The following is a 13,267-nucleotide window of genomic DNA, read 5'->3' on the forward strand; positions in this document are numbered from 1 at the left end:
AGTAGCAGATACCGGTTATGATGAAATGAAAATTAAAGCGTTATTTTAAATATCAGCCGGGAGTTTGTGCTGGAAACTGTAAACTGATGGTCCTCAATTACCGGATCAGTTACACTGATATAAAACGGTTTACATTTACTGTCTGATTTTATTTCCTTATTAATATAAGACAGGGTAGCACTTCCTACTGTGGGAATGTTTATTCTATATTTGAATGCGCCCTTTTTTGTATCAGCAATATGAAAAATCAGTGATCCATACATAGGCGCCCCCGGTCGTTTTTCTATCACTCCCCGTTCTGAGGGAAGATCTGCCGGCTCCGGAGTAATTGTTATAGTGGCAGTATCAATATTTTTTGACAAAAGAATATTTTCTCCTGTTTGTCCATCTATAAATATCAATCCCACCTGGGTAGGCATGCCTTCGCTCAGTACGTCTTCACAGGGATCGGCGTGTTTTGCTTTCTGACACCCTGGTCCGAAACTTACGGCACCCAGAAATAACAGTGGCAGATAAAATTTCTTTGTAAGAAAATAGGTTAATTGTTTCATTTCTATCTGGAATTTGCTTTGATATAGGGTAATGATGAGCTTAACATGAAAACTTTAATGGCCTGAATTATAAACCCATAGCCGAATTTAAACAAAAAATATTACGGGAATAAAAAAATGCAGCAGGGGATCACATCATGATCGTTTGCTGCATTTTTGCTAAAAGCTAAATGCGTATCTTCATCAGCCTTTTTTAACGCAATAAAACTTTCAATTCTATGGCACAGAAAAAGATATTATTACTGACAGGAGATTACGCAGAAGATTATGAAACAATGGTTCCGTTCCAGATGCTGCAGATGATTGGTCATGATGTACATGCGGTTTGTCCGGATAAAGCAGCAGGAGATAAAATCAAAACGGCCATCCATGATTTTGAAGGAGACCAGACTTACAGTGAAAAACCGGGTCATGGGTTTGTGTTGAATGCCACTTTTAACGATGTGGCCGGCGCTGATTACGATGCGCTGGTGATAGCAGGCGGCCGTGCCCCGGAATACCTGCGGCTGAATAAAAATGTGCTGGAGCTGGTGAGGCATTTTTTCCTGGAAGATAAACCGGTGGCGGCTGTTTGTCATGGTATCCAGATTCTGACGGCTGCCGATGTGGTACGCGGAAAGAAACTGACGGCTTACCCGGCAGTAGCGCCGGAAGTAACCGCTTCCGGAGGTACTTATGTATCTGTAAATGTTTATGAGGCCGTGGTAGATGGCAAGCTGGTAACTGCACCCGCATGGCCGGCTCATCCGCAGTGGATTGCAGCGTTTTTGCAGGTACTGGGAACCAGCATCACCCTGTAATCGATAGACATGTGTAAACAATTGATTATCAGAAGAAGAAAGAAAGTTTAAATTATCTTTCCATGGATTTTCAAATTAAACGGCCATTGCTTACCTTTGCAGCCAAATTCAGGAGGCTATCCCTGCATTGGTCATTGATAATTCGTAATTCGTAATTGATTTTTATATATGTCCGGACAGCTTAAAGAAGTTCGTAACCGAATCAAATCTATTCAATCTGGTCAGCAGATCACCAAAGCCATGAAAATGGTAAGTGCTGCTAAATTAAGACGTGCACAGGATGCCATCATGCTGATGCGTCCGTATGCCGTAAAGCTCCAGGAAATGTTGCAGAATATTGTTTCCAACAGCGAAGGCAATATCGATACACCACTGGCAGCTCAGCGTCAGGTTGAAAAAGTACTGGTTGTGGTCATCACTTCAGACAGGGGTTTGTGCGGCGCCTTTAACTCCAACCTGATCAAAACAGCTAAACGTGTGATCCGCGAAAAGTATGCTGAACAGTTTGAACAGGGCCAGGTAGAAATCTTACCAATTGGTAAAAAAGGATATGATCACTTTGTACAGAACGGTTACAAAGTAAATGATAAGTTCTGGCAGCTTTTTGGCAGTCTTACTTTTGATCACGTGAAAGAAGCGGCAGCAGTAGCGCTGCAGGGTTTTACCGATGGTACTTACGATGCCGTTGAAATCGTTTACAGCGAATTCAAAAATGCTGCTACGCAGATCTTTGTAGCAGAGCAGTTCCTGCCAATCGCGAAAGTAGAAAATAAGGAAAAGAGTGGTCTGAAAGCGGACTTCATCTTTGAACCTGAAAAAGATACCCTGATTGCTGAACTGATGCCTAAGATCCTGAACACCCAGTTCTTCAAAGCCATCCTGGATTCCCACGCTTCCGAGCATGGCGCCCGTATGACCGCGATGGATAAGGCTACAGAAAACGCCAGCGAATTGCTCCGTTCCCTGAAGATCTCTTACAACCGTGCCCGTCAGGCTGCTATTACCACCGAGCTCACAGAAATCGTGAGTGGTGCGGCTGCATTGGCGAACTAAGGATAGAGGGGTTATTAACACTAAGTCAACAACTGAATTAATATTTTCAGATTAGGGTCAAAGACTGTATTTTCGGTCTTTGACCTTTTTTGTAAATCCACATCTCCTGTTAACGTATGGAAATATCACAGATCATCCCGCACGTGGAAGCATTAATTTTCGCCGCCGACCGGCCGTTACCTTTGCTGGAAATAGTGGATCTGCTCAACAATGCACTGGCTTTTCTGGAAGACCGTACCAACCTGGATCAGGTGGAAGCCGCTATGGAGGCGATCAGGGAGAAATACAACTCTGAATTTTATGCTTTCGAAGTACGTAGCAGCGGGGGAGGCTACCAGTTCCTCACCAAAAAAGAGTATTACCAGACAGTGGCGCAGCTCAACGGGGATAAATTCCTGAAACGCCTTTCCACTGCCGCCCTGGAAACCCTGGCCATCATCGCCTACCGGCAGCCGATTTCCAAAGGCGAAATTGAATATATCCGCGGGGTAAGCACCGATTATTCTATCCAAAAACTCCTGGAAAAGGAACTGATCGTGATTACCGGCCGCAGCGAAGACCAACCCGGTAAACCGCTGCTGTACGCCGTTTCCCGCTCCTTTATGGATTACTTCGGCATCAGCTCCGTAGCTGATTTGCCTAAACTGAAAGAATTATTTGATGAGGAAATGGTGCAACCTACTCTTATCACCGACGATACCGCTACCCTCGGCCGGGGAGAACACAACACCCATACCGCCGAAGCGGAAACAGTCCATTCCCTGATGGTGTCGGAAGACGGAGAACTCCTGGACCCCGATCACCAGCTGGATCACCTGGCCCCCCCCGCCCCGGACGTCGAAGAAGAGCCGCCCGCCTCAGAAGATGAGGAAGTGGAACCTGACGATGAAATTGTTCGTTTTGATGATATTATTGAAGAAGTAAATGAAGAACTCAGCGGCGGAGAAGAAGGTGAAAGCGACACCAGCACCACCGAAGAGGATGGGGAGGAAGAAGACGAAGACCCTTATGCCGTAAAGGATACCGCTACTCATAGCCCCAACGAAGAGAATGAAGATCCCGATGGTATCGTGGAAGATGTCATCTCCGGAGAAGAAGAAAAAGAAGATGATGTGGAAGAGGAGAAAGAAGAAGATACTGAAGAAGATGATGATGAGGACGATGGCGATAAAGATCCGGATGATATGATGGAAGATGCCATTTTAGGCGAAAAGCTGCTGGTGGTCAGCGGACCCGGTGTGGAAGATGAGGAGGAAGAAGAGGAAGATGATGAAGATGATGAAGATGATGAAGACGACGATAATGACGAAAAAAACGACAATTCCGGAAAAAAATAAAGAAACAGCGGCTCATCGAAGCCGCTGTTTTATTTAAAAAACTCAAAGTAATCAGTATAATCAGCGTAATCCAGAGAAAGACAACCTACGCTACAACCCGGTAATCACCCCCGCAAAAAGTCCGCTCAGCAATTTATCCGCCTTGCCGGCTACGGCAATAATTTCTTCTATGGAAACGGCATGCAGGTTATCCGGGTCGCATTCATCCGTTACCACGGAAACTGCTGCACAAGGCAACTGCAGCTGATTGGCCACAATTACTTCCGGCACAGTGCTCATTCCCACCAGGTCTGCGCCTATCATGCGGAGGAAGCGGTATTCCGCCCGTGTTTCAAGGTTGGGCCCCATAACGGATACGTATATACCCTTTTTTAACGTGGTGCCCAGTGAGGCGGCAGCCGCCTGTAATTTGTTGCCCAGCTCCGGGTGGTACGGGCAGCTCATATCCGGGAAGCGTGGACCGTATGCCGGTGAGTTGAGCCCCCGCAGCGGGTTTTCTGGTTGCATATTGATATGATCATCCAGCAATACGAGGTCGCCTTTCTTAAAATCCGGATTCATGCCACCGGCGGCATTGCTGAGCAGCAGCTGCTGGATGCCCAGTGCTTTCATCACCCTGATGGGGAACGTGATCTGTTGCATCGTATAGCCTTCATAGTAATGAAAGCGGCCCTGCATGGCGATTACTGGTGTATCGCCGATATGCCCGAGGATCAGGTGGCCCTTATGTGATTCTACGGTAGATTCAGGGAAATGAGGGATTTGCTGGTAGGGAATGGAATGGGCTATTTTAATATGATTTACCAGTTCCCCGAGGCCTGTGCCCAATACTACGCCTACACGCGGTTGTTCAAAGGAAAAGGATTGCAGATAGGTGGTAGCCGCAGCTATTTGTTGCAGTAACAGGTCCATACGTTTGTTGAATTTGCTGCAAATTAATTCCCTTTGCGCGCAATCACGTAAAACAGTGGTGGAAAATATCTTTTAATCCATAGCAGGAGCTTTTCTTCCCGGGCGATGAGCACTATTTTTTTTCGTTTATGCATGGCCCTGAGGATCTGCTGCGCGCAGCGGTCAACCGGTATGCCATTCGCCTGGCCGGGGTCCATTTTCCCGTAAGGCTCGCCGTTGGCAGTGATGGCGGAATAGGTAATGGGCGTGTGTATGCGGCCCGGGCAAACAATGGTAGTATATAACCGGGGGATGGGTTGTTCGGTTTGCAGTGTTTCGAAGTATCCCTGCAGGGCGTGTTTGGCGGCGTTATAGCCGGAGCGCCAGGGATAGCCCATAAGGCCGGCCATGCTGCTGATCACCACGATCTGGCCGCTGCCCTGTTCTTTGAAATGTGGCAGCAGGGCTTTGGTGAGCATCACCGCGCCAAAGAAATTCACTTCCATCAGTTGGCGGATAGCCGCTATGGAGGTATCTATCAGTTTGGACCGTTGCGTAACGCCGGCATTATTCACGAGGATATCTATCTTCCCAAAAAACTGAAGGGCGCGTTGGGCGCCTTCATTTACCTGGACTTCATCGGTTACGTCCATCAGCAATATTTCGCAATGGGGTGTGTACAGCAGGCATTGGTTGCGTACTGCTTCCAGGGCGGGCTGATTCCTTGCTGCGAGTATCAGCCGGGCTTTTTCCTTTGCCAGCAAAAGCGCCAGCTCGTGGCCTATACCCGAGCTGGCGCCTGTAATTAATATTACTTTATCCGTAAAGTGCATTCAACGGTGTATTTACTTTAAAGGCACCAGTTTGATGTTTTTCCATCTTACCTTGATACCGCCGCCGGAATGAATCTGGAGGGCTATCTGGCCATTGGCCGCGCCAATCTTGTCATCTTTCAGGGTGATCATTTCATGACCATTGAGCCAGGTGGTTACATTGTCGCCCTGCACCTTTACTTTCATGGTATTCCATTCGCCCATTTTCAGGAACTTTTCTTTCTCTTTATCGGGCTGAATGAGCCATCCACGGCCATAAGATTCGTAGATACCGCCGGTATGCATATCGGGCGGCGCTACTTCTGCCTGCCAGCCGGTGATTTTGGTGCCATCTAATGAAGAGTGGAAGAACACGCCGCTGTTGCCATTGGCTTCCTGTTTGAATTGTACGGTCAGCTCAAAGTCCTTGTACTGCCCATCGGTGGCCAGGTAGCCGTATTCTTTATCCGGGCCGCTTTCGCAGATCAGTTCTCCGTTTTCCACGTACCACTTCTCTGTACCATATACTTTCCAGCCATCGAGGTTTTTACCATTGAATAAAGACTGTGCTTTTTGTGCGAATGCACTGCCTGAGCCCAATAACAGGGCGGTTCCCAGTAAACAATTGAAAAAGGTTTTTTTCATAACACTGCTAAGATTTAGTGATTTTCAGGTGAATGAAGATCAGTCATTGATCTATAAAAAAAGTCCCCCGGTAAAACCGGAGGACTCCAATATAAGTTCAAATTCCTGAATTATTAAATCAGAAAACTATCTTGCTATATTCACTGCTCTTTTTTCACGGATTACCGTTACTTTAATCTGGCCGGGATATTGCATTTCTGTTTGTATTTTATTGGCAATTTCAAAGGATAAGCGATCTGCGTCTCCATCGGAAACTTTATCACTTTCTACAATGATACGCAGTTCCCTGCCAGCCTGGATAGCATAGGCTTTTTCCACACCATCGTGGGCAAGCGCCAGGTTTTCCAGGTCTTTAATACGTTGCAGGTAGCTCTGCATGATTTCGCGGCGTGCGCCGGGGCGTGCACCACTGATAGCATCACAGGCCTGAACGATGGGAGAAATAACATATTGCATTTCCATTTCATCGTGGTGGGCGCCGATAGCATTTACCACGGCGGCATGTTCGCCGTATTTTTCAGCGAGCTTGGCGCCGAGCAGAGCGTGGCTCAGTTCAGTTTCTTCATCCGGTACTTTACCGATATCGTGCAGTAAGCCGGCGCGTTTGGCCAGTTTAGGGTTCAGTCCCAGTTCAGCTGCCATTACCGCACAAAGGTTAGCGGTTTCTTTGGAGTGCATGAGCAGGTTCTGACCGTAGGAAGAGCGGAAACGCATCTTACCTACCAGGCGTACCAGTTCTTTATGGAGGCCGTGGATACCCAGTTCAATAACGGTTCTTTCACCGATATCCATTACCTGTTCTTCCAGTTGTTTCTTGGTTTTTTCTACTACTTCCTCGATACGTGCAGGGTGGATACGTCCGTCCTGAACAAGGCGTTGCAGGGATAAACGGGCAATTTCACGGCGTAACGGGTCGAAGGAAGATAATACGATGGCTTCAGGGGTATCGTCTACAATCAGGTCCACACCGGTAGCCGCTTCAATGGCGCGGATGTTACGACCTTCACGGCCAATGATCTGGCCTTTGATTTCATCGCTTTCCAGGGTAAATACCGTGATGGTATTTTCAATGGTTTGCTCTGCAGCAGTACGTTGAATGGATTGGATAATGATTTTCTTTGCTTCCTTATTCGCTTTTAATTTAGCGTCTTCAATGATTTCCTGGATATGAGAGAGGGCCTGTGAGCGGGCTTCTTCTTTCAAACTCTCTACCAGCTGGTGTTTCGCTTCGTCTGCGGTTAAGCCAGCCACTTTTTCGAGGCGGCGGATGTGCTCTTCCTGGTGTTTTTCCAGTTCGGTACGTTTGATGGTTACCAGTTCCATCTGGCGGTTCAGGGTTTCCTTGATCGCCTCATTTTCATTTAATTGCTTCTGGATTTGCTCGTTTTTCAGGTTTAATGCCTGTTCCTTCTGTTTGATGCGGTTTTCCGATTCTCCCAGTTTCTGGTTGCGTTGCAATACGTCTTTTTCGTATTCGCTTTTTAGTTGCAGGTATTTTTCTTTGGCTTCCAGCAGTCTGTCTTTTTTAAGATTTTCTGCACTGATCTGCGCATCTGCAATGATTTTTTTAGCCTGTAGTTCAGCTTCGTCTATCTTATGCTGCGTATTTTTGGCAAAAATCACCTTACCTAGCACAATCCCAATGATCAATGCCACTACTGCAGCTATTGTCGTGATAAGTGTAACATCCATATGAATTATTTATACTTGATTTATGTAGTATCCTCATACCCATATCGCTGCTAAAACACGACAGGGGCGAGAACTGACCCGCGAAAATACAAAAAAATAGCAGTTAAAGCGTGTTTGATACGTGATAATTAGCCAATTAGCTAATTCATTGTTAAGCAATGGGTAACGTGATCAACCCAATGCCTGGTTGATAATTTCTTCCAGCTTTTCCAGCTTCTCCTGCAAAAAAGGCGCAGTGCTAGCCTGGGCTTTACCGCCGCTGGTTACAGGGTGCGTGGCGTACATGATAAGGGCCATAGCGATATAGTCCTGCAGGTCTTTCCCTGCATAGGCAGTTTTAAAATCGACGATCTTCTCATTCACTTCTTTCATAATACGACGTACTTCCGCTTCTTCTTCCGGTTTTATCTTGATCCGGTAAGAGCGGTCTGCTACGATAATATTAACAGGAATGAGTTGCTCCATGATGTATGATTTTTAATTCAACTGTTCAGCAAAGCGATACAACGGTCAATTTCTTTAATGTAATCATTGATTTTGCCCCGGATCTCTTTTTTGAACGCTTCGTCTTCTGCTGCTATGGTGGTACCTCCCTGGGCGGTAGATGCAATTTTCATCAGTTGCAGTCTTTCCTCCAGTCCCTGTACCGCCTGTTGCTGCTGTTGCAGCTCCTGTTGCTGTATGCTCACTTCTTCTTTCAGCAATGCATTCTCAGCCTGCACCTGCTGGAGCTTTTTTACCAGCAGGTGCAATTTTTCTTCTACACGTTGAATGTATTGCTCGAGCACCATTTCATTTACTTATTTTCTTATCTCCGCCTGTAACTGTGTTTCAAACGTTTTGATAAGTTTGTCCATTACACTGTCAATTTCTTTATCTGTAAGTGTTTTCTGAGCGTCCAGGAAGGTAAAGCTCACGGCGTAAGACTTCTTATCAGTACCCAGTTTTTCGCTCTCAAATACATCGAACAGATTTACCTGTTGTAACAGGCCCGATTTCACGCTGCGTGCGGCTGTTTCCACGGCGGCAAACTTAACCTGTTTGTCGAGCACCAGTGCCAGATCCCTTCTAACGGCCTGGAATTTCGGAATTTCCTTGTAAAAGTTATCACTTTTTTGCAAGAGTCCCAGTATTTTATCCCAGTTGAAGGTAGCAAACCATACGGGCTGGCGGATATCGAATTGCTTCAGTTTAGCTGTGGGCACGCCTCCCAGTGTCACCACCACCTGGTTTTTTATCTTGATATCCCAGGAGGGCTGCAGGCCCTCTTCGGTGCTTTCCGCCCAGGTGAACTGCTTATAACCCAGTTGCTGCAGGATATTGATCACAAAACCCTTCAGGAAGTAAAAGTCTACCGGGCTGGATTTGTGCATCCAGGTTTCCGCTGTTTTTTTACCGGTGAGATATAATACCAGGTGATTATTTTCGCCATAGCCTTTTTCCAGCACCTGGTAGGTTTTACCAAATTCGAAGAACAGGAGGTCTTCGTTTTTGCGGTTCAGGTTATGGGCAATGCTTTCCAGGCCGGTTTCCAGCATGGACGGGCGCATGATGTCCAGTTCCACGGTAAGACTGTTCATCATCTTCACGGCATGCTCCAGCACTTCCGGCGTATAGTATTTACTGTTAGTAATGGAGTTGGTGAATATTTCGTTGAACCCGTTGCCGGCGAGATAGTCTGCAATCTTCTCCTTTACCCTTTCAGCGTCCGGTTGGGCGGAGAGGGCAGGGGAAATCGCTATTTTAGATGGTATTTCTATATTATCGAGGCCATCGATGCGCATTACTTCCTCCACCAGGTCGGCCGGCAGGCTGATATCCGGTTTGCTGAAGGGCACGGCTACGCGGAGTCCTTCGGTGGTTTCCGACAGGATGTCGAAGCCCAGGCTGCGCAGGATGTTTTTGATCTTATCGCCGGGATAGTTGCCGCCGCTGAGTTTACGGATATAGCTATACGTAGTTTCCACCTGCGTTTTTACTTTTACAGCCGGATATACATCGATGATCTCCGATGCTGCTTTTCCGCCGCTGAGCTCACAGATCAGATCTGCCGCACGTTGCAGGGCGAACACGACATTAGAGATATCCACTCCTTTTTCAAAACGAGTGGCCGCATCAGTGCGTAAACCATGACGGAACGACGTGGTACGGATGCCACCGGCGCTGAAAAAGGCGCTTTCCAGGAAAATGTTGTGGGTGGTATCGGTTACGCCGGAGTGCAATCCGCCGAATACGCCTGCTATGCACATGCCTTCGCCGGCGCCGTTGCAGATCATCAGGTCGGTGGCATCCAGTTTTCTTTCCTTCTCATCCAATGTAACAAAGGGCGTTCCCTGCGGGAGATTTTTCACCACGATGGCATTGCCTTTTACCGCTGCCGCATCAAATGCGTGCAGTGGCTGACCGGTTTCATGCAGGATGAAATTGGTGATATCCACAATGTTATTGATAGGACGAACGCCAATGGCGGTGAGCCTGGCTTTCAGCCATTCGGGGGATGGCGCCACCTGTACGCCGGTAATTGAAATACCACTGTACCGGGGGCAGGCATCTGTATTTTCGATGGTAACGCTGATGGCTAAAGGCGCATCTGCTTTGGGCAGGGCCTTTATTTCAGGCAGCTGTACCTGGTATTTATGCGTATGTTCTAAATTATTAAGGAATGCGCAAACATCTTTGGCCACGCCAATATGGCTCATGGCGTCCATGCGGTTGGGGGTAAGACCTATTTCGAAGATGCAATCCTGTGCGGGTTTAAAGACTTCACTGGCAGGAGTGCCTGGCTGCAGGGAGGCGTCCAGCACCAGGATGCCGTCGTGACTGCTACCCAGCCCGATTTCGTCTTCCGCGCAAATCATTCCCTGGCTTTCTTCTCCACGGATCTTTGCTTTTTTCATGGTTAGCGGTTCGCCACTCAGCGGGTAAATGGTGGTACCGATGGGCGCCACTACTACTTTTTGTCCGGGTGCCACGTTGGGAGCGCCGCAAACGATGTGCAGGGGCTCGCCGTTGCCAATGTTAACGGTGGTGAGTTTCAGCTTGTCTGCGTTGGGGTGTTTTTCTGCCGTCAGTACTTCTCCGATTACTAATCCAGCCAGACTTCCCTTTACTGCTTCAAATTTCTCCAGGCTTTCTACCTCCAGGCCTATTCTGGTTAAAATGGTAGACAGTTCCTCCGGTGTAGGCTTCACCGGTAAATAATCACATAGCCAGTTGTATGAAATCGTCATTTATCTGCTCGGTTTATATAAGTGGCGTAAAGTTAACAACTAGAATTGATTTTCGGGCTTTGCGGCTTATCTGCTTTGATTCTTTGAAATTAAAAATAGCCCAAAACCGCTACAGTGCTGTATTTTTGCAGGATGTGGAAAATCTTTTTACACAATGTGTGTGAATAATCGGACCTTTGCCAGGGAATTTTCTGTGTTTTGGTGGATAACCATAGCGCTGTCAGTGGATAACTGACATTTTGCTTGTGGATAACCTGTGTATGAGGCTTAATAAATTTAATAACTAAGGAGAGGGTATTAATCGGAAAAATGCCTTTACCTTAGTTTGTACGGCTTGAAAAAGTTTACAATTTCTTAACGTAGCTATGACCCCTATAGAATGCGGGAAAATGCAGATATCGATTGTAAAAACAACAGGAAAGGCCCATTGACAGTAACCTTTTATTAACTTTTTTTAATACACTAACCATAAATGGATCTCAATCTTAAGAAGGACCGCAATGTGCGCAGAAAACCGTCCATTGATGTGTCATCCTTGGTGTATGGCAAGATACCACCACAGGCTAAAGAATTGGAAGAAGCTGTTTTGGGAGCCGTAATGCTGGAAAAAGGTGCATTTGACACCGTTATCGAGATATTGAAAGGGGAGTGTTTCTATGTGGAAGCTCACCAGATTATTTTTAGTGCCATGACCCGCCTGGCGGGTAAGTCGATGCCGGTGGATATCCTCACCGTAACAGAAGAGCTGAAATCCATGGGCTCACTGGAACAAATCGGCGGACCATTTACCGTGATGAAGCTCACCAACATGGTGGTGTCTTCTGCAAATATCGAAGCGCATGCCCGCATCATCCTCCAGAAATTTATCCAGCGGGAACTGATCCGCATTTCGGGGGAAATCCTCACAGAGTCTTATGAAGACACTGCGGATGTGTTTGACCTGCTCGACAGCGCCGAATCAAAGCTATTTGAAGTAACAAATAATCACCTCCGTAAAAACTACGATTCCATCGACCGCGTACTGGTGAACACCATGAAACGCATCGAGGACCTGCGGAATAAAGGAGATGATATTACCGGGGTACCGTCCGGGTTCCCTTCACTGGACAAAGTAACCTATGGCTGGCAGTCCACAGATCTGATCATCATCGCTGCCCGTCCATCTGTGGGTAAAACCGCCTTTGCGCTGAACCTGGCGCGTAACGCGGCCCTCCACCCCCGCTTCCCTAAAGGAGCAGCGGTATTCTCTTTGGAAATGTCGTCCGGCCAGATTGTACAACGTATCCTCTCGGCCGAGTCAGAAATAAAGCTGGAAAAAATTTCCCGCGGTAAGCTGGAAGAATATGAAATGAAGAAGCTGATGACCCATGGTATCGAACGCCTGGCAAAAGCTCCCATCTTCATTGACGATACCCCGGCCCTCAACATCTTTGAACTGCGCGCCAAATGCCGCAGGCTGGTACATAACCACGGCGTAGGCGTTATCATCATCGACTACCTCCAGCTCATGAGCGGCAGCAGCGATGGTAAAGGTTCCAACCGTGAGCAGGAAATCAGTAAGATTTCCCGCGATCTGAAAGGACTGGCAAAAGAGTTACAGGTACCGGTAATCGCCCTCTCGCAGTTGAGCCGTGATGTGGAAAAACGTAAAGACGGTAACAAAATGCCGCAGCTGAGTGATCTCCGTGAATCCGGAGCCATCGAGCAGGATGCGGACATGGTAATGTTCCTGTACCGTCCTGAATATTATGAAATCAACACCAATGAAATGGGCGAATCCAATAAAGGTGAAACCCACGTTCGTATAGCCAAGCACCGTAATGGTCAGCTGGATACCATCAAATTGAGAGCCGTACTGGAATATCAGCGCTTTGAAGATGATGGCAGCCTGGAAAACCCCGGTGGCGGCAATCCCTACGCAGGCATGAACCGTCCGCAACAAGGTGGCGGCGGCAACGATGAAGCGAAGCTGTACATACAGAAGGGATCCAAAATGAACGACATGAACTTCGATGAAGGATTTGAAGATGCACCATTTTAGCGCATAAAAAGATATTGCTAAAAGCCGGCATCGAAATGATCGCCGGCTTTTTTTATACGCGGAGGTTGTCTTACTCAGGATTACGTTGATTATACTGATTACTTTGATTTGATCACTTTTGATTTTTTAAGGATTTGGGGAGATGTAAGCGGAATATATCGCTTATATCTCCCCAGATCCTTAAAAAATCCCAAAAAATCAATCCAGGTAATCAG

12 protein-coding genes are annotated in these 13,267 nt (G+C 47.1%); 4 read left to right on the forward strand and 8 right to left on the reverse strand.

The window, feature by feature from the left end:
- Nucleotides 1-32: 32 nt before the first annotated feature.
- Entirely contained in the window at nucleotides 33-551 is a 519-nt protein-coding gene (locus QFZ51_RS06680) for a hypothetical protein (protein WP_429044451.1), read from the reverse strand.
- A gap of 218 nt (nucleotides 552-769) precedes the next feature.
- Between QFZ51_RS06680 and QFZ51_RS06685 the strand changes: the two genes are divergently transcribed.
- The 3 genes from QFZ51_RS06685 (at nucleotide 770) to scpB (ending at nucleotide 3,741) form a co-directional block, all read left to right on the forward strand.
- Nucleotides 770-1,351, forward strand: coding sequence for a DJ-1/PfpI family protein (locus QFZ51_RS06685; RefSeq protein WP_079469564.1), 582 nt, complete (start codon nucleotides 770-772; stop codon nucleotides 1,349-1,351).
- Nucleotides 1,352-1,519: 168 nt separating this feature from the next.
- Nucleotides 1,520-2,404 carry an ATP synthase F1 subunit gamma gene (gene atpG / locus QFZ51_RS06690; protein ID WP_429044454.1) on the forward strand — a complete coding sequence of 295 codons (885 nt, stop codon included), beginning with the start codon at nucleotides 1,520-1,522 and terminating at the stop codon, nucleotides 2,402-2,404.
- Between the two features lie 116 nt (nucleotides 2,405-2,520).
- Complete coding sequence (gene scpB / locus QFZ51_RS06695; RefSeq protein WP_429044456.1) at nucleotides 2,521-3,741, forward strand: SMC-Scp complex subunit ScpB; 1,221 nt, start codon at nucleotides 2,521-2,523, stop codon at nucleotides 3,739-3,741.
- A 90-nt stretch (nucleotides 3,742-3,831) separates the two neighbouring features.
- On the opposite strand, the gene QFZ51_RS06700 is transcribed toward scpB, so the two are convergent.
- The 7 genes from QFZ51_RS06700 to pheT form a co-directional block, all read right to left on the reverse strand.
- A complete protein-coding gene (locus QFZ51_RS06700; RefSeq protein ID WP_429044458.1) occupies nucleotides 3,832-4,653 on the reverse strand; it encodes a purine-nucleoside phosphorylase in 822 nt (273 codons plus the stop codon).
- Nucleotides 4,654-4,676: 23 nt separating this feature from the next.
- On the reverse strand, nucleotides 4,677-5,465 hold the full coding sequence (locus tag QFZ51_RS06705) for an SDR family oxidoreductase (protein ID WP_429044460.1): 789 nt from the start codon (nucleotides 5,463-5,465) through the stop codon (nucleotides 4,677-4,679).
- A 12-nt stretch (nucleotides 5,466-5,477) separates the two neighbouring features.
- Entirely contained in the window at nucleotides 5,478-6,089 is a 612-nt protein-coding gene (locus QFZ51_RS06710) for a 3-keto-disaccharide hydrolase (protein WP_429044463.1), read from the reverse strand.
- A 126-nt stretch (nucleotides 6,090-6,215) separates the two neighbouring features.
- Entirely contained in the window at nucleotides 6,216-7,781 is a 1,566-nt protein-coding gene (rny, locus tag QFZ51_RS06715; protein WP_370910991.1) for a ribonuclease Y, read from the reverse strand.
- Between the two features lie 171 nt (nucleotides 7,782-7,952).
- Nucleotides 7,953-8,246 (reverse strand): cell division protein ZapA, encoded by a 294-nt coding sequence (locus tag QFZ51_RS06720; RefSeq protein ID WP_142683921.1) that lies wholly within the window; start codon nucleotides 8,244-8,246, stop codon nucleotides 7,953-7,955.
- 17 nt (nucleotides 8,247-8,263) lie between these two features.
- Entirely contained in the window at nucleotides 8,264-8,572 is a 309-nt protein-coding gene (locus QFZ51_RS06725) for a hypothetical protein (protein ID WP_429044466.1), read from the reverse strand.
- A gap of 9 nt (nucleotides 8,573-8,581) precedes the next feature.
- On the reverse strand, nucleotides 8,582-11,011 hold the full coding sequence (gene pheT / locus QFZ51_RS06730) for a phenylalanine--tRNA ligase subunit beta (RefSeq protein WP_429044469.1): 2,430 nt from the start codon (nucleotides 11,009-11,011) through the stop codon (nucleotides 8,582-8,584).
- 472 nt (nucleotides 11,012-11,483) lie between these two features.
- On the opposite strand from pheT, the gene dnaB reads away from it, so the two are divergent.
- The gene (gene dnaB / locus QFZ51_RS06735; RefSeq protein ID WP_429044472.1) at nucleotides 11,484-13,052 is read left to right on the forward strand and encodes a replicative DNA helicase; all 1,569 of its coding nucleotides are present in this window, start codon (nucleotides 11,484-11,486) and stop codon (nucleotides 13,050-13,052) included.
- Nucleotides 13,053-13,267 lie beyond the last annotated feature (215 nt).

This window comes from Chitinophaga sp. W3I9 (assembly GCF_050434025.1).
GTDB lineage: Bacteria > Bacteroidota > Bacteroidia > Chitinophagales > Chitinophagaceae > Chitinophaga.

Excerpts from the sequence above, each read along its gene's own strand:
- QFZ51_RS06680 (WP_429044451.1), bottom strand. The coding sequence starts at position 551 with ATGAAACAATTAACCTATTTTCTTACAAAGAAATTTTATCTGCCACTG.
- QFZ51_RS06685 (WP_079469564.1), top strand. The coding sequence starts at position 770 with ATGGCACAGAAAAAGATATTATTACTGACAGGAGATTACGCAGAAGAT.
- atpG (WP_429044454.1), top strand. The coding sequence starts at position 1,520 with ATGTCCGGACAGCTTAAAGAAGTTCGTAACCGAATCAAATCTATTCAA.
- scpB (WP_429044456.1), top strand. The coding sequence starts at position 2,521 with ATGGAAATATCACAGATCATCCCGCACGTGGAAGCATTAATTTTCGCC.
- QFZ51_RS06700 (WP_429044458.1), bottom strand. The coding sequence starts at position 4,653 with ATGGACCTGTTACTGCAACAAATAGCTGCGGCTACCACCTATCTGCAA.
- QFZ51_RS06705 (WP_429044460.1), bottom strand. The coding sequence starts at position 5,465 with ATGCACTTTACGGATAAAGTAATATTAATTACAGGCGCCAGCTCGGGT.
- QFZ51_RS06710 (WP_429044463.1), bottom strand. The coding sequence starts at position 6,089 with ATGAAAAAAACCTTTTTCAATTGTTTACTGGGAACCGCCCTGTTATTG.
- rny (WP_370910991.1), bottom strand. The coding sequence starts at position 7,781 with ATGGATGTTACACTTATCACGACAATAGCTGCAGTAGTGGCATTGATC.
- QFZ51_RS06720 (WP_142683921.1), bottom strand. The coding sequence starts at position 8,246 with ATGGAGCAACTCATTCCTGTTAATATTATCGTAGCAGACCGCTCTTAC.
- QFZ51_RS06725 (WP_429044466.1), bottom strand. The coding sequence starts at position 8,572 with ATGGTGCTCGAGCAATACATTCAACGTGTAGAAGAAAAATTGCACCTG.
- pheT (WP_429044469.1), bottom strand. The coding sequence starts at position 11,011 with ATGACGATTTCATACAACTGGCTATGTGATTATTTACCGGTGAAGCCT.
- dnaB (WP_429044472.1), top strand. The coding sequence starts at position 11,484 with ATGGATCTCAATCTTAAGAAGGACCGCAATGTGCGCAGAAAACCGTCC.